Genomic DNA, 15,196 nt, shown 5'->3' with positions numbered 1-15,196 from the left:
GGCGCATGGCGCTCTGCGCAGCGGGGTAAAGGAGGAGGCGGCACCAGCCGCCGGGGGACACCCGCGGAGCAGAGCGCCATGCGCCCACGCGCCCGCGAGGTGCAGCGAGTGAGCACCCTAAAGGTAATCCACGAAGACGAACAAATGATCGTCCTCGATAAACCCGCAGGCCTGCTCGCCGTCCCCGGAAGAGGCCCCGACAAGCAGGACTGCCTCAGCGCAAGGGCCCAGGCGAAATGGCCCGACGCCCTGGTGGTCCACCGGCTCGACATGGCCACCTCCGGCCTCGTCGTCATGGCCAGAGGCATCGAAGCCCAACGCCAGCTCAGCCGCGCCTTCGAACAAAGGGAAGTCCACAAACGCTACACCGCTGTCGTCGCCGGCACCCTGCACAAACCCCAACCCGACAACGGCTGGAACACCATCGACCTGCCCCTCACCATCGACTGGCCCAACCGGCCCCGCAGCATCGTCAGCGCCGAACTCGGCAAACCCAGCGTCACCCGCTGGCGCCTCGCCAGCCCCCTCACCGACGACGACACCACCACCCGGCTCGAACTCGAACCCGTCACCGGCCGCACCCACCAACTGCGCGTGCACCTGCAAGCCATCGGCCACCCCATACTCGGCGACATGCTGTACGCCACCCCCGAGCAGCAGGCCCGCGCCCCGCGCCTGCTGCTGCACGCCCACCAACTCTCGTTGCCCCATCCGCAGCACGGCGACACCGTGCACTTCCACAGCCCCTGCCCCTTCTGACATGACCACCACCCCACTCCAACTCACCATCCTCACCGGCGGCTCGCGCGGCATGGGCCTGGCCATGGCCCTGCAGTCGCTGCGGCCCAACGGCCACCTGCTCTGCATCTCACGCCACATCAACACCCAGCTCGCCGACGAAGCCCAGCGACTCGACGCCACCCTCACACAATGGGCGCAAGACCTCGCCGACACCACCGGCGCCGCGCAGCGCCTGGAGGACTGGTTGAATGAGCAGGCCGCCCAGGGCTTCGCCAGCGCCACCTTGATCAACAACGCTGGCGTGATCCCGCGCATCGGCCCCATCGACGACTGCCCGCCCGACGACCTCGCCAACGCGCTGCGCGTGGGCCTGGAGGCGCCCATGCAGCTCACCGCCGCCTTCCTGCGCGCCACCGGCGCCTGGGTGGACACCGGCTGGCGCGGCCCGCGCAAGGTGCTCAACATTTCCTCGGGCCTGGGCCGGCGCGCCATGGCGGCCCAGGCGCCCTACTGCGCCGCCAAGGCCGGCATGGACCACTTCACCCGCTGCAGCGCGCTCGACGAAGCGCAGCGCCCACATGGCGCGCGGCTGGTGTCGCTGGCTCCGGGTGTGATCGACACCGACATGCAGTCGCAACTGCGCTCGGGCGACCCGGCGGCGTTCCCCGACGTCGGACGCTTCAAGGACCTGAAAAGCCAGGGCCAGCTCAGCACCCCGCAAGACGCCGCCGCGAGCGTGCTGGCCTGGCTGGACCGGCCCGACTTCGGCAGCAACCCTGTCGCCGACGTGCGCGATTGACCGCGACCGGGAGACCCCATGCAACGACGCCACTTCACCCAGGCCACCGCCCTCGCCCTCACCACCCTGCCCACCCTCGCCTTCACGCAGGACGCGGGCTTCTGGACCCTGCTGCGCGAAGGCGGTTGCGTGCTGCTGATGCGCCACGCGCAGACCGAGCCCGGCGCGGGCGACCCGCCGGGCTTCACGCTCGGCGACTGCCGCACCCAGCGCATGCTCAGCGACACCGGCCGCAAACAGGCCAACAAGATGCACGAAGCCTTTCTGCGCGAGCGCGTGAAGATCAACGAGGTGCGCTCCAGCGCCTGGTGCCGCTGTGTGGACACCGCCATGCTGGCCTTCAAGAAGAACACCGTCTGGGCGCCGCTCAACGCCTTCTTCAGCCCCGACGAGCGCGACGAGCAGACGCGCGAGGTGCTCGATGCCGTGCAAGGCTGGTCGGCCCCGCGCAACCTGGCGCTGGTCACGCACCACATCAACGTCGCCGCCCTCACCGGCCAGACCCCGGCCATGGGCGAGATCCTGCTCACCCGGCCGGGCAAGGACGGCAGCGGCACGCAGCTGCGGGTGGTGGCGCGGCAGGCCTTCTGAACGGTCCTGCCGCGCTACGATGGCAGGCGCCCCCCTTCATCACCCGGAGAACACCATGAGCAACCAGCGAGAAGTTTTTGTCGTCAGCGCCGTGCGCACCGCCATCGGCACCTTTGGCGGCAGCCTGAAAGACCAGCCTCCCACCGAACTCGGCGCGCTCGTCGTGCGCGAGTCGCTCGCGCGCGCGGGCGTCGAAGGCAAGGACGTGGGCCACGTGGTGTTCGGCCACGTGGTCAACACCGAGCCGAAAGACATGTACCTCTCGCGCGTCGCGGCCATCCAGGGCGGCTGCGCCGAAGGCACGCCCGCCTTCAACGTCAACCGCCTCTGCGGCTCGGGCCTGCAGGCCATCGTGTCGGCCGCGCAGGGCATCCTGCTGGGCGACACCGACGTGGCCATCGGCGCCGGTGCCGAATGCATGAGCCGCGCGCCGTTCGCCAGCCTCAACATGCGCTGGGGCGCGCGCATGGGCGACACCAAGATGGTGGACATGATGGTCGGCGCGCTGCACGACCCCTTCCACACCATCCACATGGGCGTGACGGCCGAGAACATCGCGGCCAAGTGGGGCATCACGCGCGAGGACCAGGACAGGCTCGCCGTGGAAAGCCACAACCGCGCGCAGCGCGCCACCGAGGCCGGCCTGTTCAAGGATCAGATCGTGCCCGTGATGCTCAAGAGCAAGAAGGGCGACGTGGCCTACGCCACCGACGAGCACTTCCGCGCCAACGCCACCCTGGACGACCTGGCCAAGCTCAAGCCCGTGTTCCTGAAGGAGAACGGCACCGTGACCGCCGGCAACGCCTCGGGCATCAACGACGCGGCCGCGGCCGTGGTGCTGATGGATGGCGGCGCGGTCAAGGCGCGCGGCGCGAAGCCGCTGGCCCGCCTGGTGGCGTATGCGCACGCGGGCGTGGACCCGAAATACATGGGCATCGGCCCGGTGCCGGCCACGAAGCTGGCGCTGCAGAAGGCCGGCCTCACGGTGAAGGACCTGGACGTGATTGAGGCCAACGAAGCCTTCGCCGCGCAGGCCTGCGCCGTCACGCGCGACCTCGGCCTGGACCCGGCCAAGGTCAACCCCAACGGCTCGGGCATCTCGCTGGGCCACCCGATCGGCGCCACGGGCGCGCTGATCACCGTGAAGGCCCTCCACGAGCTGCAGCGCATCCAGGGCCGCTACGCGCTGGTGACGATGTGCATCGGCGGCGGCCAGGGCATCGCTGCGATCTTCGAACGGGTTTGAACACAGGGGGCGCCACATGAAAGCCGAACAACGCGACGAGCTGCTGCGCACCTTGAAGCAGCGGTTCGAGAAGCACATGAAGCGGCATGCCAAGGTCGGCTGGGCCGACGTGCTGGCCCGCCTTCAGAGCAAGCCCGACAAGCTGAACACCCTGGCCGAGATGGAGAGCACGGGCGGCGAGCCCGACGTCATCGGCACGGCGGACGAGCACGGCGCCTACCTGTTCTGCGATTGCGCCGCCGAAAGCCCGGCGGGGCGCCGCAGCCTGTGCTTCGACGGCGAAGCCCTGGCCGCGCGCAAGGAGAACAAGCCGGCGGGCAGCGCGGCCGAGATGGCCCAGGCCATGGGCGTGTCGCTGCTGACCGAGGCGCAGTACCGCCAGCTTCAACAATTCGGCGAGTTCGACCTGAAGACCTCCAGCTGGGTGGCCACGCCGCCCGAGATCCGCAAGCTGGGGGGCGCCCTGTTCTGCGACCGGCGCTACGACCAGGTGTTCACGTACCACAACGGCGTGCAGTCGTATTACGCCTCGCGCGGGTTCAGGGGCTGGGTGAGCGTCTGAATCGGCGCATCGGTTCGTGGTGGGGCTTGGTTTATATAATGAAACACATTTCATTTAATGAACCAGTCACATGCCCTCCACCCACGAGTCCACCCTGGTCGCCCACCTCGCCAGCCTTCAGCAGCGGCCCCTCTCTGACGCCACGCGCGAGCGGCTGGCCCAGGCGCTGCTGGACTGGTTCACCGCCGGCTGGGCCGCCGTCGGCATGCCGGGCGCCTCGGCGCTGAGGGCGCTGGCCCGCACCAGCGTGCCCGGCCCCGGGCCGGCGCCGGTGTTCGGTGGCGCCCCGGCGCAGCCCCTGGCGGCCGGCTTCGCCAATGCGGGCATCGCGCACCTGCGCGAGATCGACGACGCGCACCGCGCCGCCATGCTGCACCCGGGTGTGGTGGCGATCTCGCCGGTGCTCGCGCTGGCGGCCACGCAGGCGCTGTCGATGCGCCGCGCGGCGGACGCCATCGTGGCCGGCTACGAGGTGGCGCTGCGGGTGGGCGAGGCCTTGGGCACCCGCCACGCCGCGGGCTTTCACGCCACCGCGACGGCGGGCACGGTGGGGGCGGCGGCGGCCAGCGCGGTGGCGCTGGGCCTGCCGCAGGCACAGCTGCACCACGCCCTGGGCATCGCGGCCACCCAGTCGGCTGGCCTGTGGCAACTGGTCGATGACGAGGCCCACGAGGCCAAATCGCTGCACCCCGGCTTCGCGGTGCGCAACGGCCTGATGGCCGCCTGGGCGGCACAGGCAGGTTTCCCCGGCGCGCGCGCATTCGTCACGGGGCGGCGCGGCCTCTACGCGCTGCTGGGTGGCGACGGCCCCTTGACCGCGCTGGACAGCGACCTGGACGCGCCCGAGCGCCTGAACACCGCCACCATCAAGGCCTGGCCTTGCTGCGCCCAGCTCTTCACGCCGCTGGACGCCACCCGCGAGATCCTCGACCAGCATGCGCCTGCCGTGCAGGACATCGAGTCGGTGCAGGTGGTCATCTTTCCGCACGCGCTGAAGATCGCTGGCGTGCACTGGCCCACCAAGCCCGCGGAGACGCCGTTCTGCCTGCGCTACGTGGTGGCCACGCTGCTGATCCAGGGTCGGCTCGGCATCGCCGACATGGAAACGCCCGACCTGTCATCGCCCGTGCTGCTGGCCCTGGCCGATCGCGTGCACGTGAGCACGGACGAGGCCTTTCAGCGCGGCTTCCCGGAAAAACGCCCCTCGCGCGTGACGGTCACGCTGAAGGACGGCCGCAGCCTGAGCGCCTACCGCGAGCTGCGCCGGGGCGACCCGGAAGACCCTTTCGACTGGGCGCAGTTGCAGGCGCGCATGCGGGCCTTCGCGCCGGCCATGACCGACCCGCAGGCCGCGCAGCTGACCCGCTGGTGCGGGGCCTTCGCGGACGCGTCGAACGACGAGGCGCCCTGCCGGCCCAGCGCCGACCTCTTCGGCATTTGAGCAGGGCCGCGTCAGGCGGTCGGCACGCGCCAGCCATTGGGCGCGGCACTGGCGAAGCCCTGCAGCGCGAGTTCCTGGCGCACGATGTCCGCCGCCTTGCGCTGGGCCACTATGTTGTGGCGCGAGGCCAGGCCGATGACGACCATGGCGCCCAGGAAGGTCCCATCGCCGTCGAACACCGGCAGCGCCACCGAGGCCATCTCGTCCACGCGTTCGGCACGCGTCATGGCGTAGCCCTTGGCGTCGATCTCGGCCTGGTGCGGCGTGGGGCTGCCGGTGAAGGCCAGCAGGATGTGGGCCGATGAGCCGCCCGCCGCCAGCGGCAGGCGCGTGCCCACCTCCACATGGTGGCGCACCTCCTTGACCGTGTTCTCGCGGTAGAGGCACACGCGGTCGTCGCCGCTGCGGATGTAGAAGGCCACGGTCTCACCCGTCTGCTGCATGACCGCGTGCAGCACGGGCTGCAGGCGCGTGCCCAGATCGAAGGTGCTGCGGTAGAGCATGCCCATGTGCAGCAGCGCCGGGCCCGGCGCGTAGCTGCCGCTGTCGAACCGGTGGACCATGCGCGCGCGCTGCAGCACGCCCAGCAGGCGCAGCAGCGTGGCCTTGTCCAGCCCGGTGCACTCGGCCAGTTCGCGCAGGGACATGCGCAGGCGGTCCTCGCGAAAGCATTCGAGGATGGAGATGCCGCGCTCGAGCACGCCCGCGGGCGGCTTGGGGGCGCTGGCGTTCGCCGGCTCGCCAGAAAGGACCGATGGGGCTGGGTGGTTTTTGCTTGGCTTCATGGTGGGTGTCCGCGACTGCGGATTATCTCGGTTGACAGCGGGGGTGGCCGGATTTATAGTTTCATTCATTGAATCATAGTTCATTGAATGAAATGAACAAACCCAACACACCCACCATGTCGAATGCCCCTGACCCCCTGGTTGCCGAACTGATCGCGATCGTCGGCGCCAGCCATGTGCTGACGGACGACGCGGCCACCGCGCGTTACGTCGGCGACTGGCGGCGCAACTTTCCCGGCGCCGCGCGCGCCGTGGTGCGCCCCGCCAGCACGGCGGAGGTGTCGCGCGTGGTGGCCGCGTGCGCGGCGAACCAGGTGGCGGTGGTGCCGCAAGGCGGCAACACGGGCCTGGTGGGGGGCTCCACGCCCGACACCTCGCGCAGCGAAGTGCTGCTGAGCCTGGACCGCATGACCGCCGTGCGGCGCGTGGACCCGCTGGACAACAGCATGACGCTGGAGGCCGGCTGCACCGTGCTGGCGGCGCAGGAAGCCGCCGCCGCCCAAGGGCGCCTGTTCCCGCTCTCGCTGGCCTCGGAGGGCAGCGCCACGGTGGGCGGTGTGGTGTCGACCAACGCCGGCGGCGAGCAGGTGCTGCGCTACGGCAACACGCGCGACCTGACCCTGGGCCTGGAGGTGGTGCTGGCCGATGGCCGCGTGCTCGACGCCCTGGGCGCCCTGCGCAAGGACAACACCGGCTACGACCTCAAGCAGCTGTTCATTGGCGGTGAGGGCACCCTGGGCATCGTGACGGCCGCCACCTTCAAGCTGTTCGCGCCACCCCGGCAGGTGGTCACCGCCTGGGTGGCCGTGCGCGATCCGCAGGCCGCCGTGGAGCTGCTGGCCGAGCTGGGCGCGGCGGTCGGCGAACGGGTCACGGCCTTCGAGCTGATGGGGCGCCAGGCGCTGGACCAGGTGCTGGCGCACGGCACACCGGGCATGCGCGATCCCCTGCCCGGCGGGTACGGCTGGGCGGTGCTGTTCGACGTGTCGGAAACCTCCACCCGCATGGACCCCTCGCCCGCGGTGGAAGACGTGCTGGGCCAGGCGATCGAACAAGGCCTGGTGCTGGACGCGGTGCTGGCCCGCTCGGGCCAGCAGAGCCACGACCTGTGGGCCTTGCGCGAGCACGTGCCCGAGGCCCAGCGGCTGGACGGGCCGTCCATCAAGCACGACATCTCGGTCGCCGTCTCGCGCATCCCCGAGTTCATCGCCGAGGCCGGCGCGGCGCTGCAGGCCTTGCTGCCCGGCGTGCGCGTGGTCTGCTTCGGCCACGTCGGCGACGGCAACCTGCACTACAACCAGAGCAAGCCCCCGGGCATGCCGGACAGCGACTTCCTGCGCCACGAAGACACGATCCACGACACGGTGCACGCCATCACCGCGCGCCTGCATGGCTCGATCTCGGCCGAACACGGCATCGGCCGCCTCAAGCAGGCCGCCTTCCTCCACCACAAGCCGCCCATCGCGCTGGAGCTGATGGCGCGCATCAAGCAGGCGATCGATCCCGCCAACACCTTCAACCCCGGGCGCGTGCTGCCGCGCGCGCTGCCCGTCCCCCAACCCGTTCTCTAACCCTTCAGGATTTCCATGCCCGTTTCCGTCTTCGACATGCAATCGCTCCAGCACCTCTGGGGCACCGATGAGCTGCGCCGCATCTTCGGCGAAGAGAACCGCATCCAGAAGTGGCTCGACTTCGAGGCCGCCCTGGCCGCCGCCCAGGCCGAGCTGGGCCTCATCCCGGCCGCCGCCGCCCAGGAGATCGCGCAGCAGGCGCGGGTCGAGCACATCGACATCGCCACCATGTCGGCCGAGATCCGCCGCATCAAGCATTCGCTGGTGCCGGCGCTCAAGCAGCTGCAGGCCCGCTGCAGCAAGGACAACGGCGAATGGGTGCACTACGGCGCGACCACGCAGGACGTGGTCGACACCGGCGTGGCCCTGCAGCTCAAGGAGTTCCACGCCGTGGCGCTGCGCGACCTGAAGGCGGTCGGCCAGGAGCTGGCCCGCCTGGCCATGGCGCACCGGGACGTGCCCATGGCCGGCCGCACCCACGGCGTGCAGGCCCTGCCCATCACCTTCGGCCACAAGTGCGCGATCTGGCTCGACGAGCTCGGTCGCCACCACGAGCGCCTGGTGCAGGCCGCGCCGCGCGTGCTGGTCGGCATGCTGGCCGGCGCCGTGGGCAGCCAGGCCTCGCTGGGCCCCAAGGCACAGGAGCTCGAACAGCTCATGCTCACCAAGCTGGGCCTGGGCACACCCGCCATCAGCTGGGCGCCCGCGCGCGACCGCTTCACCGAGTACGCCAACCTGCTGGCCATGCTGGGCGCCACGCTCTCCAAGATCGGCAACGAGCTGTTCAACATGCAGCGCAACGAATTCGGCGAGGTGGAAGAAGGCTTCTCCGACGGCAAGCTGGGCTCGTCGACCATGCCGCACAAGCGCAACCCCACCTCCGCCGAAAACCTGGCCGGCCTCTCGCGCCCGCTGCGCTACAACGCCGCCATGATGGTCGAGGGCATGGTGCAGGAAAGCGAGCGCGACGGCATCGCCTGGAAGATGGAATGGAAGGCCCTGCCCGAGTGCTGCCTGATCGCCGGCGCCATGCTGTTCCAGGCCAGGAACCTGCTGGCCGGCCTGAAGGTCAACGCGGACGTGATGGCGGCCAACCTCGACAAGATGCGCGGCTACCTGCTGTCCGAGCGCGTGATGCTGGAGCTCTCCGAGCGCGTGGGCAAGCAGACGGCCCACGAGTGGATCTACGAGGCCTCCATGCACGGCATCACGTCCCGGCTCGACTTCGCCGACGCCATGCGCCAGCACGAAGGCCTCTCCAAGCTGCTGAGCGACGACGAGATCCGCGACTTCACCGACCCGCTGCAGTACCTCGGCCAATGCGGCGCCACGGTGGACCGCGTGGTGGCCCAGCAGCAGCCCTGGCTGCGGGACTGAGATTCTCTGCCTGCGGCACAGCTGCTTCCTTCCCCCACAACAATGGAGACCAACCGATGAACCACCCTGCCCTCAAAGCCCTTCGCCGCCGCACCATGCTGGCCCTCGCGCTCTCGCTCGGCCTGGGCGCGGCCGCACCGGCCTTCGCGGCCTACCCCGACCAGCCCATCAAGCTGGTGATCGGGTTCCCGCCCGGTGGCGGTGGCGACCTCTACGGCCGGCTGATCGCCAACGCGCTGAGCAAGAGCCTGGGCCAGACCGTCGTGGCCGACAACCGCACCGGCGCGGGCGGCAACATCGCCGCCGACCTGGTGGCCAAGGCCAAGCCCGACGGCTACACCCTGCTGCTGGCCATGAGCGGCAACCTCGCGGTGGCGCCGGCCACCCGGCCGCAGAGCATCCCCTACAAGGTGCCCGAAGACTTCGCGCCCATCGGCATGATCCTGGAAGCGCCGCACGGCCTGTTCGTCGCGCACGGTTCGCGCTTCAAGACGGCGCGCGAGCTGCTGGACGCGGCCAAGACACAGAAGCTCAGCTTCGCCTCCACCGGCGCCGGCGCGGCCGCGCACATGGGCATGGAGATGGTGGTCAAGGAGGCCGGCGTGGAGATGCTGCACGTGGCCTACCGGGGTTCCGGCCCGGCCATCACGGACATGCTGGGCGGCCAGGTCGACAGCTTCTTCGCCACCGCCTCGCCGCTGGTGAACCAGGTGCGCCAGGGCCAGCTGCGGCTGCTGGCCATCACCGGCGACAAGCGCAACCCGGCCATCCCCGATGTGCCGACCTTCAAGGAGCTCGGCGTGAACGTGCCGGTGACGCAGTGGTACGGCCTGGTCGCGCCAGCAGGCACGCCCGAGGCCGTGGTCAAGCACCTGTCGGACCACCTGAGCCGCGCGCTCGCCACACCGGAAGTGCGCGACGCCATCCGCCGCGACGCCGCCACCGAGCGCAACCTGCCCATGGACGCGTTCCGCGGCTTCATCCTCGAAGACATCGCGCGCTACAAGGCCGCGCTCACGCCGGCCCTGCTCAAGGAAATCTCCAGCAAGTAAGGGCACCCGCTTCATGATCACCTTCGACACCCTGATCTCCGCCGACGAACTCGCGGCCGCCCAGAAGAGCGGCGCACCGCTGATGGTGCTGGACTGCAGTTTCGAACTCACCGACCCGCAAGCCGGCCAGCGCGCCTACGACAGCGGGCACCTCCCGGGCGCGCGCTACGTGCACCTGGACCAGGTGCTGTCCACCGCGAAGACCGGCCGCAACGGCCGCCACCCGCTGCCCAGCCGCGAGACCTTCGCCGCGGCCATGGCCGCCCTCGGGCTCGATGCGGACACGCAGGTGGTCGCGTACGACAACGCCGGCGGCATGTACGCGGCGCGCCTGTGGTGGATGCTGCGCTGGGCCGGCCACCCGGCCGTGGCGGTGCTCGACGGCGGCATCGCCGCCTGGAAAGCGGCGGGCCACGCGCTGAGCCAGGACGCGCCGGGCGCGCCCGCCCCGGGCAGCTTCCGCCTGAAACCCTCGCTGGTCACCACGGTGTCGTACGACGAGGTCAAGGCCAACATCGACAGCGCCGAGCGGCTGGTGCTGGACGCGCGCGCGCCGGACCGCTTTCGCGGCGAGAACGAAACCATGGACCCGATCGGCGGGCACATCCCCGGCGCGCGCAACCGGCTGTTCAAGGACAACCTGGGTGCGGACGGCCGCTTCAAACCGGCCGCGCAGCTGCGCCAGGAATTCGACGCCATCACCGGGAGCCGGCCGGCGGCGCAACTGGTCAACCAGTGCGGCTCCGGCGTGACCGCCTGCCACAACCTGCTGGCCATGGAGGTCGCCGGGCTGCGCGGCGCGGCGCTCTACCCCGGCTCGTGGAGCGAATGGAGCGCCCAGCCGGGCGCCCCGATCGCCACCGGCGCGGCCTGACACCCTCTCACCAAAAAACACTGGAGACCTTCATGCACCTCACACCCCTGCTGCGCCGCGGCGCCCGCGCGGTCGTGGCCGCCGGGCTCATGGGCCTCGCCGCCGTGGCCTCGGCCCAGTACCCGGATCAGCCGATCCGCCTGCTGATCGGCTTCCCACCCGGGGGCGGGGGCGACCTCTATGGGCGCACCATCGCCAACGAGCTGGGCAAACACGTCGGCAAACCCATCGTGGTCGAGAACCGGCCCGGGGCGGGCGGCAACATCGCCGCCGAACTGATGACGCAGGCCAGGCCCGATGGTTACACCCTGCTGCTCGCCATGAGCGGCAACGTGGGCAGCGCGCCGGCGATCCGCACCAACCTGCCCTACAAGGTGCCCGACGACTTCGTGTTCGTCAGCCAGCTGGTGGAAACGCCCTATGGCCTGGTGGTCCGTGGCGACTCCCCCATCAAGACCATCCAGGACTACATCGCCACCGCCAAGGGCGGCAAGATGACCTACGCCTCCACCGGCACGGGCGGTGCCGCGCAGATCGTGATGGAGATGGTCAAGCAGCAAGGGGGCCTGGACATCCTGCACGTGCCCTACAAGGGCTCGGGCCCGGTCATGACCGACCTCATGGGCGGCCTGGTCGACAGCTTCTTCGCGCCCTACACGCCGCTCATGGGCGCCATCAACGGCGGCAAGCTGCGCCTGCTCGCGGTCAGCACCGACAAGCGCATCCCCAGCATGCCCCAGGTGCCCACGCTCAAGGAGTCGGGCATCGACGTGGTGATGACGCAGTGGTACGGTCTGGCCGCGCCCAAAGGCACGCCGCAGCCCGTCATCGACAAGATCACCCGGTCCGTGAAACAGGCCATGCAGGCGCCCGAGGTGCAGCGCGTCTACAGCGCGGACGGCGCCCAGGCATCGTCCCTGACCGGGGCGGCCTTCCGCGACTTCGTGCTGAAAGACATCGCCAACTACAAGCGCGGCGTGGAACGCGGCAACCTCAAGGCGGAATAGTGTCTTTGCCCTCCTCGTTTTCATCTGAGCCCGACATCGCCCTGCGCCCGCACAGCGCCCACTGGGGTGTCTTCTCCGCCGGTTGGCAGAACGGCGAACTCGTCGTGCGGCCCCACGCGGGCGACCCCGACCCGAACCCGCTGATCGACAACTTCAAGACCGCCCTGCACCACCGCGCCCGCGTCACCACGCCGATGGTGCGGCGCGGCTGGCTCGAGAACGGCCCAGGGCCCGACGCGCGGCGCGGCGACGACCGTTTCGTGCCCATGGCCTGGAACGAGGTGCTGGACCGGCTCGCGGACGAACTGCGGCGCGTGCAGCAACAACACGGCTGCGAGGCCATCTTCGGCGGCTCCTACGGCTGGTCGAGCGCGGGGCGCTTCCACCACGCGCAAAGCCAGGTCCACCGCTTCCTGAACACCACCCTGGGCGGTTACGTGCGCTCGGTGAACAGCTACAGCGCCGGCGCCTCGGGCCCGATGCTGCCGCACGTCATCGGCACCATGGAGGAAGTGGCGCGGCGCAACGTCACCTGGGAGCAGATCGTCGAACACACCGACGTGGTGCTGGCCTTCGGTGGCATGGCGCTGAAAAATTCGCGCGTGGCCTCGGGCGGCATCAGCCGGCACATCGAGCGCGAGTCCATGCGCGCGGCCGCCGCGCGCGGTTGCCGCTTCGTCTCCATCAGCCCGCTCAAGAGCGACCTGCCCGACGAGGCGGCGTTCGACTGGCTGCCCGCCGTGCCCGGCACCGACACCGCGCTGATGCTGGCCCTGGTGCACCAGCTCGTGAGCGACGGCGCGCACGACCGCGCCTTCATCGATCGGTACTGCGACGGCTGGGAAGCCTTCGAGGACTACCTGATGGGCCGCGGCGACGGCGTGCCCAAGAGCTGCGCCTGGGCCGCGCCGATCTGCGGCCTGCCCGAGCGGCAACTGGTCGACCTGGCGCGCGCGCTGGTTGGCCAGCGCGTGCTCGTGGTGGTGGCGCATTCGCTGCAGCGCTCGCAGCACGGCGAACAACCGGTCTGGATGGGGGCGGTGCTCGCGGCCGCGCTGGGCCAGCTCGGCCTGCCCGGCGGGGGCTACAACTACGCGCTGGGCACGCTGGCGCACTATGGCAAGCGCAACAACGCGGTGCCCGCCGCCGCGCTGCCGCAGGGCGACAACGGCGTGAAGGCCTTCATTCCGGTGGCGCGCATCAGCGACATGCTGCTCCACCCGGGCCAGCCGTTCGACTACAACGGCCAGCGCCGCACCTACCCGCACATCCGCCTGGCCTACTGGGCCGGTGGCAACCCCTTCCACCACCACCAGGACCTCAAGCGCCTGGCCGACGCCTTCCGCACGCTCGACACCTTTGTCGTGCATGAGATCGCCTGGACCGCCACCGCGCGCCACGCCGACATCGTGCTGCCCTGCACCATGACGCTGGAGCGCGAAGACATCGGCGCGACCCCCACCGACCCGCTGGTGGTCGCCATGCACCGCATCGCCGAACCCCATGGCCTGGCGCGCGACGACTACGACATCTTCTGCGACCTGGCCGGGCGCCTGGGCGGCCTGCAGGCTTTCAGCGAAGGCCGGAACACGCGCCAATGGCTGGCGCACCTGTACGAGCGCACGCGCGCCGGGCTCGAAGCCATGGGCCAGGAGGCACCGGACTTCGAGACCTTCTGGCAACGCGGCGAGCTCCTGCTGCCGCAGAAGGACGACGATGGCGGCATCCTGCGCGCCTTCCGCCACGACCCCGAGGGCGCGAAGCTCGCCACGCCCAGCGGCAAGGTGCAGATCAGCTCACCCGTGGTGGCCGGCTTCGGCTACGCGGACTGCCCCGGCCACCCGGCCTGGCTGCCCCCGAGCTTCGCGCCCGATGCGGCCCACCCGCTGTGGCTGGTGGCCAACCAGCCGCATTCCAAGCTGCACAGCCAGCTCGACTTCGGCGCCCACAGCCAGTCCACCAAGCGCCAGGGCCGCGAGGTGTGCACCCTGCACCCGGCCGCGGCCGCCGCGCGCGGCATCCGCGAGGGCGACACCGTGCGCCTCTTCAACGAGATCGGGGCCTGCCTGGCCAGCGCGCGCCTGTGCGCCGACATGCGCGAAGACGTGATTCAGCTGCCCACCGGCGCCTGGTACGACCCCGTGCAGGATGCCCAGGGCCGGCCGATGTGCGCGCACGGCAACCCCAATGTGCTCACCCGGGACATCGGCACCTCGTCGCTGGCCCAGGGCTGCGCGGGCCAGCTCAGCACGGTTCAGGTCGAGCGTTTCGACGGACCGCTGCCGCCGATCCGCGCCTACGAACCGCCGCCGTCAGGCTGAGGCGTCGCCCTGGAAGGCCCCGCTGCGGTAGGTCACGACCAGCGTATCGCGCCAGCCGAGGGCATCGCCTTCCAGCGGCTGGATCGGCGTGCTCTCGTGGATCACGCGCGCGTCGTCGAGCAGCAGCAGCGACCACGGCTCGCGCAGCGTGAAGCGCTGGCCGCTCGGGCCGTTGGCTTCGAACACGCGGCTCTCGCCGCCCTTGATGGCGTGGCGGTCCACCATGAACACGGCCACCAGGTCCACACCGTCGCGGTGCGCGCCTTCGGGCGTGGGCCGGCCGATGCCGTCGGTGGTGTCGATGCGGAACACGTGGGCCTCCACGCTCCAGGGCTGCGCGCCGCGCAGCGCGCTGGCGGCCTCGCCCAGCCGGGCCAGCAGGCGGCTCCACACCGGCTGCGCCACCGTGGCGGGCTCCATGGGTTCGAACCAGCGCTGCATGCCGCCGTGCAGGGCGTTGTACTCCAGCGGCTGCCAGTGCGCGCGGTGCGGCACCTGCCGCACGCGGTCGTCCTCCACCACGAAGCAGCTGTGGCGGCGGCTGCGGTAGCGCCCGCCGTCCTTCAGGTAGGCGTCGGGCGGCAGCTGGTTCCAGCCGGTGTGCAGCCCGGCCAGGTCCACCGGCCGCGCGGCGAGCCACTCGCCCACGGCCTCGGCGCTCAGCAAGGCGAAGCCGGTGGTTTTCAAGGCGCTGTGCACATCGGACAGCGGCACGTAAGGGGGCTGGAATTCGCTGGTCATATGGCCGCCCAGTGTAGCGGCGCGCCAGCAGGCCCACGGCCTGTCGGGCCTTGGCGTGGCGCGCGTTTGCGCTGGATCAAGGCGCCGG

At 70.6% G+C, this 15,196-nt stretch carries 14 protein-coding genes; 12 read left to right on the top strand and 2 right to left on the bottom strand.

The features are described 5' to 3' along the window. Positions 1–144 precede the first annotated feature (144 nt). The 6 genes from AC3WPZ_RS05730 (at position 145) to AC3WPZ_RS05705 (ending at position 5,380) form a co-directional block, all read left to right on the top strand. Entirely contained in the window at positions 145–759 is a 615-nt protein-coding gene (locus AC3WPZ_RS05730) for an RluA family pseudouridine synthase (protein WP_444687094.1), read from the top strand. A 1-nt stretch (position 760) separates the two neighbouring features. Continuing rightward, positions 761–1,540: an SDR family NAD(P)-dependent oxidoreductase gene (locus AC3WPZ_RS05725; RefSeq protein ID WP_382320959.1), complete on the top strand. Its 780-nt coding sequence runs from the start codon at positions 761–763 to the stop codon at positions 1,538–1,540. A gap of 18 nt (positions 1,541–1,558) precedes the next feature. Beyond that, positions 1,559–2,131 carry a histidine phosphatase family protein gene (locus tag AC3WPZ_RS05720; protein WP_382320962.1) on the top strand — a complete coding sequence of 191 codons (573 nt, stop codon included), beginning with the start codon at positions 1,559–1,561 and terminating at the stop codon, positions 2,129–2,131. Positions 2,132–2,186: 55 nt separating this feature from the next. Beyond that, entirely contained in the window at positions 2,187–3,377 is a 1,191-nt protein-coding gene (gene bktB / locus AC3WPZ_RS05715; RefSeq protein ID WP_382320964.1) for a beta-ketothiolase BktB, read from the top strand. Positions 3,378–3,393: 16 nt separating this feature from the next. Next, entirely contained in the window at positions 3,394–3,939 is a 546-nt protein-coding gene (locus AC3WPZ_RS05710) for a DUF4256 domain-containing protein (RefSeq protein ID WP_444687095.1), read from the top strand. Between the two features lie 70 nt (positions 3,940–4,009). Further along, positions 4,010–5,380, top strand: coding sequence for an MmgE/PrpD family protein (locus AC3WPZ_RS05705; protein WP_444687096.1), 1,371 nt, complete (start codon positions 4,010–4,012; stop codon positions 5,378–5,380). Positions 5,381–5,391: 11 nt separating this feature from the next. Here AC3WPZ_RS05705 and AC3WPZ_RS05700 read toward each other — a convergent pair whose 3' ends face one another. After that, the gene (locus AC3WPZ_RS05700; protein ID WP_382320970.1) at positions 5,392–6,165 is read right to left on the bottom strand and encodes an IclR family transcriptional regulator; all 774 of its coding nucleotides are present in this window, start codon (positions 6,163–6,165) and stop codon (positions 5,392–5,394) included. 116 nt (positions 6,166–6,281) lie between these two features. On the opposite strand from AC3WPZ_RS05700, the gene AC3WPZ_RS05695 reads away from it, so the two are divergent. From AC3WPZ_RS05695 to AC3WPZ_RS05670, 6 genes are read left to right on the top strand one after another with little or no spacing between them, the layout of a single operon-like run. Beyond that, a complete protein-coding gene (locus AC3WPZ_RS05695) occupies positions 6,282–7,736 on the top strand; it encodes an FAD-binding oxidoreductase (protein ID WP_444687097.1) in 1,455 nt (484 codons plus the stop codon). A gap of 15 nt (positions 7,737–7,751) precedes the next feature. Continuing rightward, positions 7,752–9,113: an adenylosuccinate lyase gene (gene purB / locus AC3WPZ_RS05690; RefSeq protein WP_382320975.1), complete on the top strand. Its 1,362-nt coding sequence runs from the start codon at positions 7,752–7,754 to the stop codon at positions 9,111–9,113. A 56-nt stretch (positions 9,114–9,169) separates the two neighbouring features. Then, positions 9,170–10,165, top strand: coding sequence for a tripartite tricarboxylate transporter substrate binding protein (locus AC3WPZ_RS05685; protein ID WP_382328485.1), 996 nt, complete (start codon positions 9,170–9,172; stop codon positions 10,163–10,165). Positions 10,166–10,178: 13 nt separating this feature from the next. Next, the gene (locus tag AC3WPZ_RS05680; RefSeq protein ID WP_382320980.1) at positions 10,179–11,039 is read left to right on the top strand and encodes a sulfurtransferase; all 861 of its coding nucleotides are present in this window, start codon (positions 10,179–10,181) and stop codon (positions 11,037–11,039) included. A 32-nt stretch (positions 11,040–11,071) separates the two neighbouring features. Further along, entirely contained in the window at positions 11,072–12,046 is a 975-nt protein-coding gene (locus AC3WPZ_RS05675) for a Bug family tripartite tricarboxylate transporter substrate binding protein (protein ID WP_382328483.1), read from the top strand. Then, complete coding sequence (locus AC3WPZ_RS05670) at positions 12,046–14,367, top strand: molybdopterin-dependent oxidoreductase (protein ID WP_444687098.1); 2,322 nt, start codon at positions 12,046–12,048, stop codon at positions 14,365–14,367. Before AC3WPZ_RS05675 ends, AC3WPZ_RS05670 begins: the two co-directional genes overlap by 1 nt. Here the strand turns inward: AC3WPZ_RS05670 and AC3WPZ_RS05665 are convergent. After that, positions 14,359–15,108, bottom strand: coding sequence for a 2OG-Fe dioxygenase family protein (locus tag AC3WPZ_RS05665; RefSeq protein ID WP_382156245.1), 750 nt, complete (start codon positions 15,106–15,108; stop codon positions 14,359–14,361). The two genes, AC3WPZ_RS05670 and AC3WPZ_RS05665, sit on opposite strands and share 9 nt — an antisense overlap. Positions 15,109–15,196 lie beyond the last annotated feature (88 nt).

This window comes from Hydrogenophaga sp. FW305-3-2-15-A-LB1 (assembly GCF_058787875.1).
This window is presented reverse-complemented; position numbering and strand designations above follow the sequence as displayed.

What these genes read in the sequence shown, in the direction of transcription:
- AC3WPZ_RS05730 (WP_444687094.1), top strand. Translation starts at nt 145, where the DNA reads ATGATCGTCCTCGATAAACCCGCAGGCCTGCTCGCCGTCCCCGGAAGA.
- AC3WPZ_RS05725 (WP_382320959.1), top strand. Translation starts at nt 761, where the DNA reads ATGACCACCACCCCACTCCAACTCACCATCCTCACCGGCGGCTCGCGC.
- AC3WPZ_RS05675 (WP_382328483.1), top strand. Translation starts at nt 11,072, where the DNA reads ATGCACCTCACACCCCTGCTGCGCCGCGGCGCCCGCGCGGTCGTGGCC.
- AC3WPZ_RS05720 (WP_382320962.1), top strand. Translation starts at nt 1,559, where the DNA reads ATGCAACGACGCCACTTCACCCAGGCCACCGCCCTCGCCCTCACCACC.
- AC3WPZ_RS05710 (WP_444687095.1), top strand. Translation starts at nt 3,394, where the DNA reads ATGAAAGCCGAACAACGCGACGAGCTGCTGCGCACCTTGAAGCAGCGG.
- AC3WPZ_RS05685 (WP_382328485.1), top strand. Translation starts at nt 9,170, where the DNA reads ATGAACCACCCTGCCCTCAAAGCCCTTCGCCGCCGCACCATGCTGGCC.
- bktB (WP_382320964.1), top strand. Translation starts at nt 2,187, where the DNA reads ATGAGCAACCAGCGAGAAGTTTTTGTCGTCAGCGCCGTGCGCACCGCC.
- AC3WPZ_RS05665 (WP_382156245.1), bottom strand. Translation starts at nt 15,108, where the DNA reads ATGACCAGCGAATTCCAGCCCCCTTACGTGCCGCTGTCCGATGTGCAC.
- AC3WPZ_RS05705 (WP_444687096.1), top strand. Translation starts at nt 4,010, where the DNA reads ATGCCCTCCACCCACGAGTCCACCCTGGTCGCCCACCTCGCCAGCCTT.
- AC3WPZ_RS05695 (WP_444687097.1), top strand. Translation starts at nt 6,282, where the DNA reads ATGTCGAATGCCCCTGACCCCCTGGTTGCCGAACTGATCGCGATCGTC.
- purB (WP_382320975.1), top strand. Translation starts at nt 7,752, where the DNA reads ATGCCCGTTTCCGTCTTCGACATGCAATCGCTCCAGCACCTCTGGGGC.
- AC3WPZ_RS05700 (WP_382320970.1), bottom strand. Translation starts at nt 6,165, where the DNA reads ATGAAGCCAAGCAAAAACCACCCAGCCCCATCGGTCCTTTCTGGCGAG.
- AC3WPZ_RS05680 (WP_382320980.1), top strand. Translation starts at nt 10,179, where the DNA reads ATGATCACCTTCGACACCCTGATCTCCGCCGACGAACTCGCGGCCGCC.